The following is an 18,229-nucleotide window of genomic DNA, read 5'->3' on the forward strand; positions in this document are numbered from 1 at the left end:
AATCCGGTCTCAGTCGAGGAGGACATAGGGGCGCGTGGCGGGCGGTGCGCCACCCGTGGGGACGGCGAACGTGGCCCACACGTGGGTGCCCAGGTCGGCCCAGGGTGCGAGGCGGAAGTGTCCCCAGGCTGTGGACAGGTTCTCCACGAGCAGCAGCCCGCGCTGGCCCTCGGCCCAGCTCCACTCGTCCTCCGTCCGTTCCTCCGGGACGGCCGGGATCGCGCCGCCTCCGCCGCAGTCGCTCACCGAGAACCGGAGCGTTCGCGCGTTGGGCATCGACAGCGCGCGGACGACATCGCCGTCCCTCTCTCCCGAATCCGTGTACTTGACGGAGTTCGCGAACAGCTCGCTGGCGCACAGCCGCACGGTCTCGACCAGGTCCCCGTCGAAACCGTCCAGGTCGGCCGCGAGGTCGGCGCGGACCCGCGCGAGCTGGGCGAGGCTGCCCGGGTAGACGCGGTGCTCCCAGCGGACGAGGGGGCGCGGAACCTTGGGCGTGGTCAGGAAGATCATGCCGGGACCGCCTGTCGGCAGTGCTCCGCGCGGGGCTGGGGTGCCTGCCGTGCTCGCTGCGTCCGCTCGGCTCGTTGCTGCTGCTGGTCGAGCCAGACGCGGGCGAGCCGGGTGAACGCGCGCCAGTCCTCGGGGTCCTCGCACGCGGGGGACGGTGCGCGGGGGGCGGGTGCCGGAGCCGGTGCGGGCTCGGAGGCGGGGGCCTGCGCCGGGATCGGGGCGGGAACCCGGGCCGGGGCTGGGGCCGGAACCGGGACGGAGCCGATCGCCAGGAGGTCGCCGGAGAACGGGGTGTTCGTGCCGGGCCGCTGGTCGGGGTGGGCGGTCGCCTCGCTGCGGACTCGTGCGACTCCGGGTGCGCGGGTTCCCTCGCGGGCCCCTTCGCGGGCCGCGTAGTAGGGGCGGACCAGGGCGATGTCGTCGGCGGGGAAGCGGGCGCTCGGTGGGGCCAGAAGGCGCGCGGGCGCGGGGAGGGGAAGAGGGCCGGGGACGGGGCCGGGAGCCGCGGGGCGCTCGGGGCGTTCTGGGGCCCGGTTGGTTCGTGTGAGAGGTGCGGGAGGCGCTGTGGCCTCGACCGGAGCGTAGACCTGGGCGGGAACCGGGACGTAGCGGCGGACCCGGGTGGAGCGGCGGCGACGGCCGCCGGTGGTGGAGTGGCGTCCGCACGGGGGCGCGAAGAGGGCCTTGACCATGCCGAAGGCGCGGATCAGGGCCGCAGCGCTAAACTGGCGCATGCTGGCAATCCTTGTTGTTAAAGGGGTGAAGTTGCTGGCCACGGCCCCGGACGGTGAGTAACCGTCGCGGGGTCATTGCGTGGATGGAGTTGTGTGTCCGGTGCCAGATTAAGGGCAGGGGCGGAGTGGAAGCGAACTTTTCTGCGGACTACTCCCGAGTAATTTCATGCCGGTCGCATCATCGCAGCTCATGGATGCTTTGTGGGTCTTGATCGGCCCCCCGGTTGTCTTTTGTATGACCCTGATGTCGGAATTCATTGCTTTTGCTCATAATTTCGGTTCTTGTATGGCGATGTGAAAGGCGAGCCGGGTGTCTTGTCGGCTCTGCTAGAACCCCTGGCTCGGTCCAGGCGTCGGGGTTAGCCTTTCCCGTATGGAGCACGAGGGCTGTGGTCACGCGGACGTGCGGTTGCCTTCACCGTTGGAGGAGGTCAACGACGAGTTCCTGCGCGAGCACGGGGTCCGTCTGCTGCTCAAACGCGATGACCTCATCAGCGCCGAGGTGCCGGGGAACAAGTGGCGCAAGCTCCACCTCAACCTCCGGGCGGCGCACGAACAGGGCCGTTCCACGCTGCTGACCTTCGGCGGCGCCTACTCCAACCACATCCGCGCGGTGGCCGCGGCCGGAAGGGCGTGCAGGTTCTCGACCATCGGCGTCATCCGGGGAGAGGAGCACCTGCCGCTCAACTGGTCGCTCGCCTATGCCACGGGACAGGGGATGCGACTGGAGTACCTGGACCGGACCGCCTACCGGGCCAAGCACACGTCCGGGGTCATCGACGGGTTGCGCGAGCGGTTCGGTGACTTCTACCTGCTGCCCGAGGGCGGGAGCAATGCCCTGGCCGTGCGCGGCTGCGCCACGATCGCTGGCGAGATCGACGAGGACTTCGACGCCGTCTGCTGTGCGTGCGGTACGGGCGGAACCCTCGCTGGCCTGGCGGCGGGGTTGTCCGCCGGGCAGGAGGCCATTGGTTTCTCGGTGCTGAAGGGCGGTGACTTCCTCAACGAGGAGGTACGCCGGTTCCAGGAGGACGCGGGCGTGGTGACTGGTAACTGGTCGATCGAGACCGGGTACCACTTCGGGGGGTTCGCCAAGTACCCGCCCGAGCTGGCCGCCTTCATCCGGGAGTTCCACGCGCGCCACGGGGTGCTGCTGGAACGGATCTACGTGGCCAAGATGCTCGCCGGGGTCTACGACCTGGCGGCGCGAGGAAGGTTCCGCCGGGGAAGCACGGTGGTCGCGCTCATCACCGGCCCGCCCGAGGGCGCGGATGACCAGAACGCGGGAGGCCGGGCGGCGACCTGAAAAGGGCGGTACCCCTGGCGGAGTACCGCCCCGTAGCTCCCGGTGGCTAGCCGAGGGTCTTGAGCGAGTCCACGAGTGCGGTCCACTCAGCAGCCGTGAACGACAGGTGTCCCAGCTCGCGGTTCTGCGTGTCCCGCACGGCCGTGGTGACGCCCTCGGCGACCTCGACGCAGTTGGTTTCGCCTGCGCTGTAGGTGGACTTGTGCCATGAGGGGGTGTTCAGGCGGGCTTCCACGCAGTTGGTGTCGCCCCTGCTGTACGTGGACTTGCGCCACATTCCTTCGGTGATCACTCGATCTCTCCTAGTACTTTCTTGATCAGCGACCGTGACTGATCGGGAGGGAAGGCTAACCCCCGCAGATCCCCCAGCCGGGAGATGTGCTCATCGACCGTGCCAGCGTCGGTGATCACTCCTCCGCTTGACTTGGTTTCCAAGTACAGGAGCATGCCCGCGTCCGGGACTCTTAACAGAGTGAACCCACTGTCCAAGCCTGGGTGGTCCCAGGTGTCTGCGGGGATGACCAGAACCTCCACCCGGTTCCAGACGGAGACCTCCAGCAGGTGCCCCAACTGTTCCCTCATGATGTCAGGGCTGCCAAGGCGTCGGTGCAGCGCGGTCTCGTCCAAGACCACTGAAAGGAAGGGCGGGTCTTCGCGGCGCAGGATGGTCTGACGTTCGGTGCGTTCCGCCACCTTGGCATCCACCGCCGCCTGTGGGACAGGGCGGTTGCTCGCCCTAATCGAGGCGCCCGCATACCCTCGCGTTTGTAGAAGTCCAGGAACGAGGAGCGGCTGGTACTGCTGAATCTGGGTGGCCCGCTGCTCCACGATCGGCAGCTTCCTGTACCAGTCCGGCGGCTGGTATGCCTCGTGCTGTTCCTCCCACACGGCGATCAGCCGTCCTCCGCTGTTAAGCACCTGGTCAATTCGTTCCGCCGTGTCCTTTTTGGCAGGTGTCTTTCCCAGCTCGATATCACTGACCGTCGCCTGGGACGCTGGTAGCAGGCTTGCCAGCCTGCTCTGCGAAAGCCCCGCCTGTTCACGGAACCGGCGCACCTCAGCGCCGAACTTCCGAGCCTTCGGATCGACCTCGTTCGCCATGCACAGCTTCTTACCAGTCCGCTATCAGGCGCCAACAGGGTTTACCAGAGAATTTCGCATTCCCCAGCGATCGGTAGATCAGACGAGGCTTCCGATGAGACTGTGACGACGGCCGAAGAAAAGTCCCGGCGGCTGTACTGACAACCCCGGGACCTGGTCCGGAACCCGTGCTTCTCACGACAACAGGTACGAACATGAACCAGGCTATCCCTCGTCAGTCCGCCCCGGAAGGCGTCCCCAGCCGCCGAACGCCGACGCTCCAACCGCCCTGGCGGATGCGGTTCGAGGACTCCGACCGCTGCGGCATCGTCCTGGGCAGCGACCCCCGCCACGTCGGGATCGCCCGGGACTGGGCCTACCGCAACGCCCGCTCCCCGCGCCGTGCGGCCTTTCCGCTGGTGCTGGCCGTGAGCCTGCTGGTCACCAACGCGCAGCAGCACAGCCGGTCCGGCGACCCCGGCGGCACCGTCCGGGTCACGCTGCACCGCAAGCCCCACACCTACACCCTGACGGTCACCGACAACGGCCCCAGGCCGGACCAGCCCATTCTCTTTCCGCGCCCGCGAAAGCCCACGGAACCGCTGGAGGCCACCGGCAACGGGCTGCTGATGCTGGACGAGCTGTCGGTGTCGTGGGACTGGACGGGGAACGCGGGCGGACCCCTGACGGTGCGCGCCCTCATCGACCGCGCCGGGCACCAGTGGACCGAGGCCCTCACCGCCAGCGCCTGAGGAACGGCACTGCCTCACGCCACGCCCACCTGACGAACACGGAAAGCACCTCATGCCCGACTACAGCTACCTTCTCGACGGCCGCCCCGATGTTTTCACCCCCGGCGAAGTCGCCCAACTGTTCAACATCCGACCCCGCAGCCTCCACCGAGGCGACTGGGACCGCGTCCTCCGGCCCTTCCGCACCCCGGGCGGAGCACGCCGCTACCCCAAGGAACACATCGCCGCACTCCTGAACCAGCCGGACGCCTCCGGTCCCTACCTGTAGGGCCGCCACGAGCCGTCCGCGCATCCGAAACGGCCTGCCGACCTGGCCGAGACCCCGTGGGAGACACGGACTCAGCGGCACGGCGAAAGCTCCCCGGTTCCGCGGGCACCGTCCGAGCGGAACTGGTGGAACCCCGCACTGACCTGGTGCGAGGTATCCGAGCAAGGAAGGAACTCCCTATGCCCACGAACCTCTCGACACTGCTGGAGTCACCCGACGGAGAGTCCCGCACGCAGATCGCCCGCCTCATCGACACCCTCCGCACCATCACCTGACCCAGCAGAAGACCGCACTTCCTCCGCCCGCGCCCGGTCACACGGACAGACCGATCCCGGCCAATGTCCTGACGCAGCGTGCTGGCGGGACTACCTTCACATCAACCGCCCCTTCACACCGAGGAGACCGCCATGGGCAAGCATGAAGACGACTCGAACAGTGACGGCCACAAGCCCGACCGCCCCATCCCGCCGCCCTCCCCCAACGACGGGGGCAGTGGCGGAGGAAAGCACGAGCGCGACGGCAAATGATGGGTGCCGAAAACCTTCGGTCCCGCCTCGCTGAGGAGATCAACCCCTCCTCAGCCTGGCGGGGCACCTTCGAGCGGGTTCCCCGCCACCGCTTCATCCCCGATCGAATCTGGGTCGAGGACGGGGACGAGCTAGCAACCCTCGACAGGGCCGACGACCCCGACGCGTGGTTGCGTGCCTGCTACGCCGACCGGCCGGTCATCACCCAGATCGACGATGGAGACCCGACCGGGCGCGGTCACCGGTCCTCGTCGGCGTCCATGCCGAGCATCGTGGCGCTGATGCTGGAGGCCACCGACCTCGCCGCCGGGCAGCGGGTGTTGGAGATCGGCACCGGAACCGGGTGGAACGCCGCGCTGCTCGCTGACAGGGTCGGCGCCGGGAACGTGACATCGGTGGAGATCGACCCGGCCGTGGCCGCGCGGGCCGAGGAGAACCTGGAGGGCCGCGGTGTCCGTGTGGTCGTCGGGGACGGTGAGAAGGGTTATCCACCTGACGCCCCCTACGACCGGGTGCTGGCGACCGCCGCCGTCCAGCGGGTTCCCTACCCGTGGGTGGAGCAGACCGCACCCGGCGGGCGGATCGTGACCCCGTGGGGGACGAGCTTCCACAACGGCACGCTGCTGCGGCTCCAGGTCGGCGCGGACGGGACGGCGTCCGGGCGCTTCGGCGGGAACGCGGGCTTCATGTGGGTGCGCGGCCAGCGGACGCCGCACGGCACGCTCGATGAGCGCGTCCGTCCCGACCACGAGTACACCGAGACCACCACGGACCTGCACCCGTACGAGCCGGTCGGTGACTTCGACGCGAGCTTTACGATCGGTCTGCGGGTTCCCGGTATGAAGGACCTGCTGGTCTTCGACGATGACGTGCCGGGCAACCCGGACTACACGGTGTACCTGATGGACCCCGGTTCGGGTTCATGGGCCTCGTGGCGGGTCCGGTCCGGCGCTCGTGAGTTCGGGGTCCGCCAGCACGGCCCGCGCCACCTCTTCGACGAGCTGGCCGCGGCCTACGCCTGGTGGCGGGAGGCGGGCCGCCCGGAGCACTCCCGGTTCGGCGTGACCGTGACCCGCGGGGGCCAACGCGTGTGGTTGGACGATCCCGGCAACGTCCTCCCCGTGGGGCAGAGCGCCGCCGGACAAGCGGAGAACGGCCAGGCATGACCCGAGTCGTTCACGAACTCTCGTCCGGGCTCACCGACCGTCGTACCAGCACGTGTGGTTCGGCTCGGCGGAGTGCGACCAGCGCTGGCCGCTGTCGCTTCCGTAGGCACCAGCCTTCCTGTTCTGGAAGAGGCCCGACTCAAGGACATCAGTGACCTCCTCCTTTCCCGAGACAACGCCTGGCCTCCACCAGGCGTGGCACCACGCGGTCGCCGCCCTGAACCTGGCCGCACCCGATGACGATGGTGTCGTTCTGCATCCCGGGGTGAGTGGCCGGACCCTCAGCGGTCCGGCCACCACCACCGAGGGAACACCCGTGTGGCTACGCGTCATGGCCGCGCCCCAATCAGGCGGGAAGGTGTGGGAAGGCGCGGCCCTAGCCGATGCGTTGGTAAGCGCCGATGTTCCCCGGCCGCGCCTACTCGCCGAGCACACCTGGGGCGAGAACCCTGCGTTCCAAGCCCTGTTGTGGGAGCACACGCCGGGGACTGTAGCCTCACGGACCCCAGATCTGACCGTTCCCGTGAAGACCGACGCCCGCTGGTGGCACGACCTGCGCCATGCGCTGACTGTTCTCCGTGCCGCTCCCGCTCCGGAGGAGCGACAGGTGTTCTCCCAGGCGTTCGTCCACCGCATCCCCAACCACATTCCCGAGATCGCGTCGGCCGACGTGGATCTGGACGTCCGGACGTGGGTGGCCTCCCACGGGGATCTGCACTGGGCCAACCTGGCCCGCGATCCGCTGATGATCCTGGACTGGGAGGGCTGGGGCCTGGCACCGCTGGGCTACGACGCCGCCGTCCTTCACGCCTACGCGCTGGCCCAACCCGAGACGGCGGCCGAGGTCCGCGAGGTCTTCGCCGACGTGCTGAACACCGACGCGGGGAGACTGGCGCATCTGATCATCTGCGCCGAGATCGTCCAAGCGGCCGAGCGGGACGCCGTCCACGCGCGTCTGGCTCCCTACGCACACAGGTTCGCGGCGGAGCTGTTGACCGCGCGGTAGCAACGACCTCCCTCCCGCTAGGGGCCGGTGTGTGCACGGCCGCCGCGCGGAACGGCTGGGAGAGCAACGGGAGAGGGGCGGCGCTCCGTGGAGGAGTGCCGCCCCTTCGGGGCCTCTCGACCGCTGTCCCGGTTCCCGTGGATCAGGCCTGGAACTCGGTGATCGTCTGGGCGATACCGTCCTCGACCACGACCCCGGCCAGAACGACGGTCCCGTCCTTCAGCTCAGCATCGAACTCCTCCATGCTGCACTCCACGGTCCCGGTCATGTCGTCGTTGGGGACCTCGGGCGCGCAGGTGTACAGGCCGCCGAGGATCTCGGTGTCCTCGGTGACGTAGAACGCCTGGTCACCGACGATGTACTCGTACGGAGCCAGGTACACGACCTCGCCGGAGAGGGTTCCGGTGAACCCTTCGGCACCGGCCTCCACACCCTGGGTCTCGGCTCCTCTCTGCTCGGCGGCCGCCGCCGGGCTGAAGCCGGTCGCACCGAGGGTGAGCAGGCCAGCGGAGAGAACGGCCAGCGCGCTGGTACGGATATCGCGATTCATCGCGTTCCTTTCCTGTGGGGAGCGGTGTGTCAATGGACTCGCCAGGGATTGGGGGATGAGTGCGTTATGCGTGGTCGTGCCCCCGGGCTGGCTACTCAAACGCTGATCGTGGATATCGGGGAGAATCCCGAGGGTGTCGGAGTCGTATCGGCCCGAGGAGGTCAGAGGGTTCACCGTCGAATTTCAAGGATTGAACATGGTGGAGCGGTTTGTGCTGTCCGGGTGAGGGAAGGGTGGCCCTTCGCCTGGTCGGAGCCGCTGTCCGTACAGGCTGGCGCGACCCCGGGCGTTCCGTGTCCGGGAGGGGCCTTGCCGCCTGTGCCAATGATCAATGACGGAAGCTAAATATCCCGTTAGGCTGTGCTGTTTTCGCAGATTTGTCCACGGCGAGACGACCGTCTCTTGTCGGCGGGCATGGAAGCGGTTGGAAACCGGCCTGATTCGCCTTGGACGCGCGTTCGGGTTCCGTGGTTCTCCCGTCCGGGAAAATACGTGGATTATCCGGGGCGGACCCCGGTGAATCCGCGCCACCCGAACGGTCCCCGGAAGACCCTGGGCCGTCCCGCCGCCCGCCTCCGCCTCCGCTTCCGCCTTCCGACCCTGGCCCGTGCGCTCTCGGCGCGCTCGTATCCTCGGACCCGGACCCGTCACCCGAGGTGGAGAGCGACGACGCGATGCTGGAGATGCTGCCCGGACTCGTCCGGATCTACGAGGAGTGGGCGGAGCGGTACCCCGACGTGCAGCCGCTGACCATCCAGTTCGCGCCGGACGGCGAGCCCGCCGACGGCCTCGACGGGGTGCTCGCCTACCCCCTGGAAGGCCACTGGCTGCTGGTGTCCTTCGGCCTGACCGAGCTGGGGGAGAAGACCAGCGAGGAGCCCCGCGTCTCCGGGGCGGGCTTCGAGTTCACCTGCCGCCTCCCGCGCGAGGACGGCGACGAGACCGTGCCCGCCTGGATCCTGCGCGTCATGCACGCCCTGGCCGACCGCTTCGTCGCGGGCAGCGACCTGGACGTGGGCCACTGGATCGTCACCCCGTCCCCGCTCGGCGGCGAGCCCGCCAACGGCGACATGACCTCCCTGGTCATCGTCCCCGACACCGAGATCCGCGCCATGGACACCCCGAACGGGATCGTCCTCTTCTTCCAGCTCGTCGGCCTGCTGGCCGAGGAGGGCGAGGCCATGCAGCAGGCGGGGACCGCCGCCCCGCTCGTCGCCCTCCTGCGCGACCGCGACCCGAGGATGGTCACCGACCCCTCGCGGGAGCCCGTCCGCCTCTGACCCCCGCGCGCGCGGCTCAGGAGCCCTCAGCAGAGAAGTGGGTCCTGATCACGTGGACGACCTTGTGCACATCGGTCCACGGATAGTCCTCGTAACAGTCCGCACGGGTGCGCGCGGCGTGTTTGCAGGCAGAGGCCAGCCCGTCCGCGAAGTCGGAGAAGTCGGTTCCTGACTTGCCGCGCCTGCGCTCGCCCTTGGCCCAGCCGGGCACGGTGGCTCTGAGGAGCTTCTCGCAGTCGGCCGGTCCGTGGCAGCCGTTCAGCATGCCGCGGTCCAGATGATGCAGCAGGAGCCAGATCTCGAACGAGGGATGGGAGACGGCGGTGTGGACTGCGGCCTCGGCGAGGGAGGAGGGAGTTTCCTGAACCTGTCGGCGCAGGGGTGTCACGGTTTCACCCTCGGTGTCGAAGACAGCCCAGATCTCGGAATGTCCCTCGGCCCTTCGGCTGAGAGCTTCCTGAACGATGAGCCTGGCCGCAGTCCGACGGGCTGGTTTGACGTCCACCGGGTCAGGTTGGCACCTCTGCCCGGGCTGGTTCGGCCGGAGTGATTTGAGGTGTTCTTTGAGTCCCTCGAAGTACGCCACCTCGGTCTCGCCCTCGCATAGGACGAGGACCTTCTTGCATTCCTGCTTCGGGCCTGGACGTATTCCCTTGCTAGGGCCCTTTTTCATCAAGGGGATTCCTTCTCTGTTTTTTCCTCCCCTGCTGGGGCGAAATTCGGAACCAGGGCCTTCGCCAGGAGGTCCTCATCCACGAAGGGAACGGCCCCGTAACGTCCGACCAGGTAGCGGCGATCCCGGTTCTCCTCGCCGGAGCTCTCGTAGCTGGACATCGGAAACAGAGAAGTGCAGCCGTCGGTTCCCTTCTCCGTCAGCCAGATCTCGTCTTCGGTGAGAACCTCACGGCCGTGCACACGGCCGAGTAGGCTGGTGTCGTGGCTGGTGAAGAGCAGTTGTGCTCCCAGCGGGTTGTTGCCAGGGTCCTTGAAAAGCGAGATCAGGTTCCCCGATAGCAGAGTGTGCAGACTGGTATCGATTTCGTCCACCACCAGGGTTCCTCCGCGTTCGAGGAGGTTGATGAGGGTTACCCCCAAGGCGAGGACGGCCTGTGTCCCGGCCGACTCGTTGAAGTAGTCCAAGGGATGGTTCTCACCTGAGGCCCCCCTGTGGTGGAACAGGACGCGGCCGTTCTCCCGCTGCCTGATGACGGAGAGAGCGCGTTGTTTGCCGAGGCTCTCCTCTATCTCCCTGCGCTCCTCCTCACTGAGGAAGTCGCGCTCCACGCTGTAGCCGTTGATTCCGGTGTCGACCGCTTGGGCCAGCACTTGGAGGCGATCGAGGAGTTCGGGATTGTTGAGAGGAAGCCGGCTGCGTGGGGAAGAGAGCCTTGGTTCGCCCAACCTGACACGCAGTGACCGCCGGAACCACTGGCGTACACGTGTCAGCGCGGCCACCGCCTCTGAGTGGAACATGGTGGGGCTGGCGTTCGCGAGAACGGAGATGAGGAGCGCGTTCGGCTCGACACTGAGGAAGTCGGTGAGTTCCGGTGCCTCTGGGTCGCGTTCTCCGTAGGTGAAGGTGAGTCCCTCCCGCTCGAAGACGACCTGGTCGACCCCGTCCCCCGACTGGAGGTGAAGCCACTCCTCCACCACCGTGGTGTCATCGACGGCGAATCCGTAGGAGTGTCTTTTCCCGTCAAGGAGGAGTTCGACCGCGAACGCCGAAGGCCGGTCCGCTGAATCCCTGTCCAGCAGGAACGGTTCCCGGGGGATACGGTCTTCGTCGTCATCCTCTGGCCCGAAGAGGGGGCGCTGCTTGAGGACCATGCCCGGAGGGCCGTAGGAGACCATTCTCTCCATGAACCAGAGAGCCTTCACCAGGGCGGACTTACCGGACGCGTTGGCCCCGAAGATTCCCGTCGCACGGAGGGGGGAGATCTCCGAGGGCGGAGGGAATCCCTGCGTGCTCTGGTTCGCCGGGATGAGGAGAAGCTCCTGTTCGTCACGGAGTGACCTGTGGTTCTCCACCCGAAAACTCAGCAGCATGCCATCTTCTCCCCGATCGGTGCGACGCCCCCTGGGCTTGGCTCCAATATGCCCTACCAACCCTAGAGGAGCGGGGACTCGCTCTTCGGTGGACAAGCCACTTCTTCGAACGGAGCGGGCCGCGCCACCTCCTGCGGGCGGCGGCCCGCACGTGTCACCCGGTCAGCGCCTGGAGCCCCGTCCCGCTCGACCATGGCGCCTGTCCCGCCCGCCGGAACCTCCGCCCTCCGCTCAGAGTGCCGGGCACCGGCTGAGGACACGGAAGGGGCGGCACTCCGTGGAGGAGTACCGCCCCTTCGAACCCGGTCGCCCGCTCTCCCGGATCCCGCAGATCAGTTCTGGTATTCGGTGATCGTCTCAGCGACCCCGTTGACGATCGCGACCTCGGCGTAGACGTAGGTTCCCTCCGCGAGGGCGGTTTCGAGCTCGTCGAAGGGGCACGACAGGTTTCCGTGACCGTCCTCGTGGAGGCCCTCCGGGCCGGGGCAGACGTAGATGCCGCCGACGTGCTCCGTGGTCTCGTCCACGTAGAACGCCTGGTTGCCGACGAGGTACTCGTACGGGGCCAGGTACGTGACCTCGCCCGTCAGGGTCGTGGTCACCCCTTCGGACGAGGAGTTCCCGCCCCCGGAACCGGAACCGTTCTCGGGGTCCCCGTGGCCGTCCGTCCGGTACTCGGTGATCGACTCGGCGAACCCGTCCACGATCGCGACCTCGGCGAGAACGGCGGTTCCCCCCTGAAGGGCGGCGTCGAGCTGGTCGTAGGAGCACTCCACGATTCCGTAACCGGTCTCGTCGACGCCGTCCTCGGCGGGGCAGACGTTGATCCCGCCGAGGACCCGCGTGGTCTCGTCGACGTGGAACGCCTGGTTCTCGACGAGGTACTCGTTCGGGGCCAGGTACGTGACCTCGCCCGCCAGGGTCGTGGTCACCCCTTCCGCGCTGACGCTCTCGGCGCTCTGGGCCTCCGCGTCGAACGCCTCCACGACCGCGTCCGGGCTGAAGCAGCCGGTCGCGCCGAGGGTGAGCAGACCGGCGGTGAGAAGGGCGAAGAGGGAGGAACGGGTGCTGCGGCTCATCATGTTCGTTTTCTTTCAAGGAGTGGATGCGCGAGAGGTTCACACCGGAGTTCGAGAGCTTTGGTCGACCGCTTCAACGGGTTTGCCGGGGCTTCCCGAAACGTCTGGCGAAGGTGAAGGAGGGAGTTACAGGGTCATGGGAACCGCGCCCGCCCTGACAACTCCTTGAATGTACCACCGAATTCCGGTCGCCCTTGTCCTGCAAAGCCCTTTTTCGTCTCGGCGCTGAGCGGTCCGCATTGCGGGGCGGTCCGCGGCGCCGGGCGGGCCGCACTGCGGGGCCTGGCGGCGAAGAGCCTGGGAGGTCGAACGCGGCTCTCCCCATAAGGCCAGTTCAAGCCGTGTACGGGCCTCGCGCGCGACTCTCTTGTCGCGTGTCCGTCCGGTCACATTGCGTTTCTCCGAAAAAAGTTCTGTCAAGAATGGGCCAATATTTCGAGGCATGGAGAAAGGATCCGGTCGGGCGGTGCCGGTCCCCCCTGTTTGTTACTGTGAAGCAGATCACTCTTATTGTTTTATTGGTTTTCCTCGGATTCCCCCTTGTGGGGGAGGGCGCTTTAGATGGCTGCGCGGGCCGTGGGGTTCTCGCCTTCTGTGGGTTTTCGGGGTCTCCGGGCGGCCCCGTGCGGGACGGCCGCCGACGGGCGCCGTGTCCGGACCGTCACCCTCCGGCGCGACCGCGACCCGGGCACGGCCACCGGCCCCTCACCCGCACCCGTTCGTCTCCGACCCCGACGGCCTGACGGCGCCCGCACCCGCGCACACGGGCCGTCCCCGCGTTCCCCGCGCGCCGCCGGGACCTGCCGCTTCCCCGCCTGCGGGGCTCACACCCGCACCCACGCGAACGGGCCGCCACCCCCAGGGGGTGGCGGCCCGCACGTGTCACCCGGTCAGCGCCCCGAGCCCCGTCCCCGACCGATCGCGGTGCCGATCTCGCCCACCCGGTCGGCCAGCAGGCCCATCGCGCCGATGGCCCTGGTCATCGGGTCGTCCTCGGCGCCGCCCAGCGCGCGGCTCCGCCGGAAGGCCTCCTTGACCTGCGTCCACCGGGCCTCCTGCTCGGGGGTCATGACCCCGCGCAGCTCCGCGAGCTTGAGCAGGTTGGCCTCCGCGCCCGAGGTCAGGGTCTGCGCCTCGCCCAGGTAGTGGTCGTCGATCACGGCCTCCACCTCGGCGTCGTTCATGACCGGCACGATCCTCTCCGCCAGCCGGTTCATGTTGCGGTACGAGCCCTGGAGCCGGAACGGCGGCTCGGTGCGCGCCTCCTCCGACTGCGCCGCGGAGGCGATGTAGGCCGCGTTGTTGGCCATCACCACCTCCTGCACCCGCAGCAGCTTGCGCAGCACCGACACGATCCGGTCCACCTCGACCGCCGAATAGGGGTGGTCGAACTGGTCCGCGCCCACCGAGTCGTCGCCCCGCGCCATCCGCACGAACCGGTACACGTCCCCCCTGCTCCGCGTGGACAGCGGGGCCAGGGTCGGGTTCGAGGTGAGCGCGTTCTCGACGTAGCTCAGCGCGAACAGCTCATCCCTGCCCGCCAGCACGTCGCCCAGGTTGTACACGTCGGCGCGGTTGGCCAGCATGTCCGGGATCCGGAACCGCTCGCCCTGCTCCGTGTACGGGTTGCCCGCCATGCACACCGCGAAGCGCTTGCCCCGCAGGTCGTAGGTCCGGGTCCGCCCGTTCCACACCCCCTCCATGCGCCGCTGGCCGTCGCACAGCGAGATGAACTTCTGGAGCAGCTCGGGGTTGGTGTGCTGGATGTCGTCCAGGTACAGCATCGTGTTGGCGCCCATCTCCAGCGCGAAGGAGATCTTCTCGACCTCCTGGCGGGAGGTGGCGTCCGGCGCCTCGTCCGGGTCCAGCGAGGTCACCGCGTGCCCCAGCGCCGGGCCGTTGACCTTGACGAACACCAGCCCCAGACGGCTGGCCACGTACTCCATGAGCGTGGTCTTGCCGTACCCGGGCGGGGAGATGAGCAGCAGCAGGCCGCTCTGGTCGGTGCGCTTGTCGTCCCCGGCCGCGCCCAGCTGCTTGGCCAGGTTGTCGCCGATCAACGGCAGGTACGCCTCGTCCAGCAGCCTGTTGCGGACGAACCCGCTCATCACCTTGGGCCGGTACTCCTCCAGCCGCAGCCGCTCGCGCTCGGCCGCCACCAGCTCGTTGCGGCGCCGCTGGAAGTCCCGGTAGGCGGGTACCTCCTCCAGCCGGAACCGGCGGGTGCGCGGCAGGAACTCGTCCAGCCGCAGCTCCAGGGAGCGCTCGCGCACGCGCGGGTGCGACCCCAGCAGCCCGTCCACGTCCTCCGCGACGGCCGCCGAGGACTCGTACCGCTCCAGGGCGCCGCCGGTCAGCTCGATCGCGGCGGCCTCGGGCAGGTCGCCCGGGTCCACCTCCTCCAGCGTGGTCGCGAACGCCTCCAGCCAGGCCGCCACCAGCTGGTGGCGCGCGTTCAGGTCGCCGTCGAGGGCGCGCAGGTCCTCCTCGAAGGCCCTGCGCGTGCTCTCCCGGGCACTGTCCACGGCCCGGTGGAACCGGTCCAGCAGCGTACGGGCGCCCGCGCCGGTCACGAACCCCCGTTCCCCGGGCCCCTCCGCCGCGATCTCCTCGAACAGGTACTCGCCCACCAGGTCCAGGTCGGCCTCCTGGTGGAGCCCGGTGTCGGTGAGGAACCCGTCCACGGCCGCCGCCAGCTCCGCGCGCAGCGCGTCCACCGCCGCCGACCCTCGCACCCCGAACACCTCGCGGGCCCGCGCCAGCGAACCGGCCCGGGTCCGCCACGCCGACCGCCGCTCCTCGTCGGCGCCGAAGGCCCAGAACACCTGCGCCGCGGCACGCGTCGCGCCCGGGTACCGCAGCAGCCCGGCGCCCGCGCGCAGCCGCAGCAGCACCGACAGGATCCGCGCGGCGTCGTGGTCGTGCACGCCCCGCTCGTACCCCTCGTCGTAGCGGGCCTCGGCGAAGCCGCGCACCAGGTCCAGCAGCGACGACCCGTCCCGGCCCCCCGCGTCCGCCTCGGCCAGCCGCTCCGGGGTCAGGCCCTCCGCGCCCTCCTCGGCCGCGGCCAGGACCGACGCGGCCAGGTATTCGGCCCGGTACACCTGCGGGCTCTCCGACACCAGCACCCGGTCCCACAGGTGCCGCGTCCGCCCGAACCCCTCGTCGGTGACCGGTGCGCGGAAGTCGGTGCCGGTGATCGCCACCGACATCTCCCCGCCGTGCGGGGTGAGGGTGAGGTCGATCGGCTGGGTGTTCACGGCGAAGCGGTGCCTGCCCAGCCGGATCGTCTCGCCGCCCGCGCCGCCCTCGAACAGGTCGGCGCGGTCCCGCAGGGCCCGGCCCGCCTCCTGCCGGGCGGCCAGGACCTGCCCGTCCAGCTCCTCCGCGCGCACGGTCTCGCCGAGCGCGCGCAGCTCCTCGGAGGTGCGGCGCAGCCGCGCCACCATCGCGTCCGACGCGAAGTAGGTGTTGACGTCCTCCAGCGTGTCCAGCGCCGCGACACGGCGCCGCACGCTCTCCAGCACGCGGGCGGCCGACGACGCCAGGCGGTCGGCCCGCCGCGCCCGCTCGTCCACCAGACCCTGTTTGCGGGTGGAGAACGCCTCGTACACGTCCTCGCGCTTGTCCGCCAGCTCCCCGAGGAAGTCGTCGAACTCGGCGAACCGCGTCTCCAGGTTCTCCAGCTGGAGCATGATCCGCCCCAGCTGCTCGTCGCACCGGTCCGGGGTGTCGGCGGCGGCCAGCGCCCCCGTGATCGCCTGCCCGAGCAGGGCGAACTCGGCGGCGAACTCCGCCCGCCCCTCCAGGGCGAGCAGTTCGCCGCGCCGCGCCTCCAGCGTGGCGCGCGCCCGGTTGATCCCGGCCATCACCTCGCTGACCCGCTCCAGGATGCGCGTGCGCACCTGGGCGTCGCCGATGTCCAGTGAGCCGACGACCTCGGTGACCACCTGGAGGCCCTCGGTCTGCTCGGCGATGCGCTCGCCGACCGCCGTCGCCGCGCTGACCGCCCCGATGCCCTCGGCGTCGGCGACCAGCCGCTCCACCTCGTCGTGGTACCCGGCGAAGGCGTCGTCGCGTTCCAGGAAGGCCACCGTGCGGCGGCCGGTGGCGTCGATCTCCTCGGCGAGCCTGCCGTCCAGCTCCTCCAGGCGGTCGGTGTCCACGTAGCGCGTCTCGCGCAGCGTGGCCGCCTGCCCCTGGGCGCGGCGCAGCCCGGTCAGCCGCGCCACCCAGCCCTCCGCCGTGCGCGGGGCCTCCCCGCGGGCGGTGCGGATGAGCGAGGCCGCCTTCTCCTCGGCCTCGGCCAGGGTGTCGGCGGCCTGCCGGGTCAGGGTCTGGACGGTCTCGAACTCCTCCAGCACCCGCGCGGCGGTGTCGCGCACCTGCGACAGGGGCGCCGCCAGGTCGCCCAGCTCCTCATCGCCCAGCCAGTGGAAACGGTCCGACACCCGGCGGCAGGCGGCCATGAGCGCCTCGAACACCTCGGTGGAGGGCCGCATGTCCTCGGCCATGCGCGCCACCGACAGGCACTCGGACACGCCCCGCACCAGCTCGGCGTTGCCGATCCGCTCCAGCGGGCCCGTCCCCACCGGCTGCGCCGCCGCGTACACGTCCGACGCGTACGGCGTCTGCCACACCTGCATCGGGTGCACCCGGGTCGGCTCGCCCGAGCTGTCGCGGAACACCGTCATGGTGCCGTCGTCGAACAGCGAGTACCCGTGGCAGACGATCGGGGTGGCGACCTCCTTGCGGATGGTGTTGTAGGGCAGCAGCAGGCTGCGGCCGTCCGCGCGCGAGTGGAAGACGTAGAGCACGTCCTCGCCGTTGGGCGAGCGCACCACGCGCTCGAACTCCAGGTCGGTGACGTCGGTGTCGAAGGTCCGCGCCACCCCCGTGGCCAGGTAGTAGCCGCCGGGGAAGATCAGCCCCTGGTCGTCGGGCAGGCGCTGGCAGGACTGGCCGATGCCGTCGAGGCGCTCGACCTCCTTGGTGCGCGTGTTGAAGACCAGGTGGCGCCACTCGGTCTCGTTGTAGGGCAGCACGCGCAGCAGGATGAGCGGGCCCACCCGCGCGTGGTGCACGGACGCGTCGGCCAGGCTCTGCAACGGCTCGTCCACGGGCTCGCTGTAGACGCCCTCGCCGACCTCGGTGTTGTTCTCGACCTTGATGGTGAGGTCGCCGCCGACCGTCTCCACGAACAGCTCGTCGAGGATCGAGATGTGCGGGTGGCGGCCCGCCACGTGGTCCTCGCGCGTGGCCTCCACCCACGTGAAGTCGTGCGCGGGCGGGAACACGTGGTCGCGTTCGCCGCGCGCGTCGAGGTAGGCGATCTCGCCCGTCGGCGACACCGACCACCGCAGCACGCGCACGTCCTCGGTGCGCGGGCCGGTCTGGAACACGGCCAGCAGCCGCTCCTCGACCCGGCGCAGCTGGAGCAGGCGCGCGTCGCGGTAGTACCGGTAGAGCTGGCCGAAGTCCTGCTGGAACCGCTCGTCGTCGAGCAGTCCGGGGACGGCGCCCCCGTCGGCGTCGGCGAAGGCGAAGCCGTCGTCGGCGCGCTCGTAGCGGTGCAGCGAGAACACGTCGGGGACGTGGGTCTCCCGCTGCATGCCGATGAACACGTTGTAGCCGAACAGGATCACGGCGCCGTCGGCGCCGTCCGCGGCCGGGCGCCCCACGCTCACGATGTCCCGGGGCACGCAGTTGTGCTCGGTGCGCACGCGCTCGGTGCCGAGCAGGGTCAGCTCGGTGCCGCCGAACACCTCCAGCCGTCGCGCGTTGAGCCGCTCGGTCCGCCGGGCCAGCTCGCCGGTCTGCTCGCGCAGCCGGGCGCGGAGCACCTCGTAGGTGCCCGCGTCCAGCGCACGCGCGTCCCCGGCGTCCGGCCCCTCGGTCTCCTGGGACAGGGCCTCTGTCACG

The 18,229-nt window shown here is 69.4% G+C and carries 15 protein-coding genes; 6 read left to right on the top strand and 9 right to left on the bottom strand.

Annotation, left to right across the window (positions count from 1 at the left end; translation table 11 throughout):
• Positions 1–9: 9 nt before the first annotated feature.
• Together EV372_RS12155 and EV372_RS29030 are read right to left on the bottom strand one after the other, a co-directional pair.
• Positions 10–513 carry an ATP-binding protein gene (locus EV372_RS12155; protein WP_130396085.1) on the bottom strand — a complete coding sequence of 168 codons (504 nt, stop codon included), beginning with the start codon at positions 511–513 and terminating at the stop codon, positions 10–12.
• Entirely contained in the window at positions 510–1,247 is a 738-nt protein-coding gene (locus tag EV372_RS29030) for a hypothetical protein (protein WP_156095241.1), read from the bottom strand. The genes EV372_RS12155 and EV372_RS29030 overlap by 4 nt, the downstream gene beginning before the upstream one ends.
• A 373-nt stretch (positions 1,248–1,620) precedes the next feature.
• Between EV372_RS29030 and EV372_RS12165 the strand changes: the two genes are divergently transcribed.
• Positions 1,621–2,553 (top strand): 1-aminocyclopropane-1-carboxylate deaminase/D-cysteine desulfhydrase, encoded by a 933-nt coding sequence (locus tag EV372_RS12165; RefSeq protein ID WP_130396087.1) that lies wholly within the window; start codon positions 1,621–1,623, stop codon positions 2,551–2,553.
• A gap of 46 nt (positions 2,554–2,599) precedes the next feature.
• On the opposite strand, the gene EV372_RS12170 is transcribed toward EV372_RS12165, so the two are convergent.
• The gene (locus EV372_RS12170) at positions 2,600–2,845 is read right to left on the bottom strand and encodes a DUF397 domain-containing protein (protein ID WP_253795874.1); all 246 of its coding nucleotides are present in this window, start codon (positions 2,843–2,845) and stop codon (positions 2,600–2,602) included.
• Positions 2,842–3,654, bottom strand: a complete 813-nt coding sequence (locus EV372_RS12175; protein ID WP_130396088.1) for a helix-turn-helix domain-containing protein — start codon at positions 3,652–3,654, stop codon at positions 2,842–2,844. Before EV372_RS12175 ends, EV372_RS12170 begins: the two co-directional genes overlap by 4 nt.
• Positions 3,655–3,848: 194 nt before the next feature.
• Between EV372_RS12175 and EV372_RS12180 the strand changes: the two genes are divergently transcribed.
• The 4 genes from EV372_RS12180 (at position 3,849) to EV372_RS29235 (ending at position 7,352) form a co-directional block, all read left to right on the top strand.
• Entirely contained in the window at positions 3,849–4,385 is a 537-nt protein-coding gene (locus tag EV372_RS12180) for an ATP-binding protein (protein ID WP_253795876.1), read from the top strand.
• A gap of 52 nt (positions 4,386–4,437) precedes the next feature.
• Positions 4,438–4,653, top strand: coding sequence for a hypothetical protein (locus EV372_RS12185; RefSeq protein WP_061079694.1), 216 nt, complete (start codon positions 4,438–4,440; stop codon positions 4,651–4,653).
• A gap of 523 nt (positions 4,654–5,176) precedes the next feature.
• Positions 5,177–6,346: a methyltransferase domain-containing protein gene (locus EV372_RS12190; RefSeq protein WP_130396089.1), complete on the top strand. Its 1,170-nt coding sequence runs from the start codon at positions 5,177–5,179 to the stop codon at positions 6,344–6,346.
• Between the two features lie 523 nt (positions 6,347–6,869).
• Positions 6,870–7,352: a phosphotransferase gene (locus tag EV372_RS29235; RefSeq protein WP_253795878.1), complete on the top strand. Its 483-nt coding sequence runs from the start codon at positions 6,870–6,872 to the stop codon at positions 7,350–7,352.
• Positions 7,353–7,494: 142 nt separating this feature from the next.
• On the opposite strand, the gene EV372_RS12200 is transcribed toward EV372_RS29235, so the two are convergent.
• Positions 7,495–7,902, bottom strand: a complete 408-nt coding sequence (locus EV372_RS12200) for a hypothetical protein (RefSeq protein WP_130396090.1) — start codon at positions 7,900–7,902, stop codon at positions 7,495–7,497.
• Positions 7,903–8,576: 674 nt separating this feature from the next.
• On the opposite strand from EV372_RS12200, the gene EV372_RS12205 reads away from it, so the two are divergent.
• A complete protein-coding gene (locus EV372_RS12205) occupies positions 8,577–9,182 on the top strand; it encodes a suppressor of fused domain protein (protein WP_130398893.1) in 606 nt (201 codons plus the stop codon).
• A 16-nt stretch (positions 9,183–9,198) separates the two neighbouring features.
• Here EV372_RS12205 and EV372_RS12210 read toward each other — a convergent pair whose 3' ends face one another.
• The 4 genes from EV372_RS12210 to EV372_RS12225 form a co-directional block, all read right to left on the bottom strand.
• Positions 9,199–9,855: an RloB family protein gene (locus tag EV372_RS12210; protein WP_253797575.1), complete on the bottom strand. Its 657-nt coding sequence runs from the start codon at positions 9,853–9,855 to the stop codon at positions 9,199–9,201.
• A complete protein-coding gene (locus EV372_RS12215) occupies positions 9,855–11,228 on the bottom strand; it encodes an AAA family ATPase (protein ID WP_130396092.1) in 1,374 nt (457 codons plus the stop codon). Before EV372_RS12215 ends, EV372_RS12210 begins: the two co-directional genes overlap by 1 nt.
• Positions 11,229–11,560: 332 nt before the next feature.
• Complete coding sequence (locus EV372_RS29420; RefSeq protein ID WP_253795885.1) at positions 11,561–12,307, bottom strand: hypothetical protein; 747 nt, start codon at positions 12,305–12,307, stop codon at positions 11,561–11,563.
• Positions 12,308–13,197: 890 nt separating this feature from the next.
• A complete protein-coding gene (locus EV372_RS12225; RefSeq protein ID WP_130396093.1) occupies positions 13,198–18,228 on the bottom strand; it encodes a DNA repair ATPase in 5,031 nt (1,676 codons plus the stop codon).
• Position 18,229 lies beyond the last annotated feature (1 nt).

The organism is Nocardiopsis sp. CNZ308 (genome assembly GCF_004217075.1).

Excerpts from the sequence above, each read along its gene's own strand:
- EV372_RS12155 (WP_130396085.1), bottom strand. The coding sequence starts at position 513 with ATGATCTTCCTGACCACGCCCAAGGTTCCGCGCCCCCTCGTCCGCTGG.
- EV372_RS12165 (WP_130396087.1), top strand. The coding sequence starts at position 1,621 with ATGGAGCACGAGGGCTGTGGTCACGCGGACGTGCGGTTGCCTTCACCG.
- EV372_RS12205 (WP_130398893.1), top strand. The coding sequence starts at position 8,577 with ATGCTGGAGATGCTGCCCGGACTCGTCCGGATCTACGAGGAGTGGGCG.
- EV372_RS29030 (WP_156095241.1), bottom strand. The coding sequence starts at position 1,247 with ATGCGCCAGTTTAGCGCTGCGGCCCTGATCCGCGCCTTCGGCATGGTC.
- EV372_RS12210 (WP_253797575.1), bottom strand. The coding sequence starts at position 9,855 with ATGAAAAAGGGCCCTAGCAAGGGAATACGTCCAGGCCCGAAGCAGGAA.
- EV372_RS12190 (WP_130396089.1), top strand. The coding sequence starts at position 5,177 with ATGATGGGTGCCGAAAACCTTCGGTCCCGCCTCGCTGAGGAGATCAAC.
- EV372_RS12175 (WP_130396088.1), bottom strand. The coding sequence starts at position 3,654 with ATGGCGAACGAGGTCGATCCGAAGGCTCGGAAGTTCGGCGCTGAGGTG.
- EV372_RS12180 (WP_253795876.1), top strand. The coding sequence starts at position 3,849 with ATGAACCAGGCTATCCCTCGTCAGTCCGCCCCGGAAGGCGTCCCCAGC.
- EV372_RS12185 (WP_061079694.1), top strand. The coding sequence starts at position 4,438 with ATGCCCGACTACAGCTACCTTCTCGACGGCCGCCCCGATGTTTTCACC.
- EV372_RS12215 (WP_130396092.1), bottom strand. The coding sequence starts at position 11,228 with ATGCTGCTGAGTTTTCGGGTGGAGAACCACAGGTCACTCCGTGACGAA.
- EV372_RS29420 (WP_253795885.1), bottom strand. The coding sequence starts at position 12,307 with ATGAGCCGCAGCACCCGTTCCTCCCTCTTCGCCCTTCTCACCGCCGGT.
- EV372_RS12200 (WP_130396090.1), bottom strand. The coding sequence starts at position 7,902 with ATGAATCGCGATATCCGTACCAGCGCGCTGGCCGTTCTCTCCGCTGGC.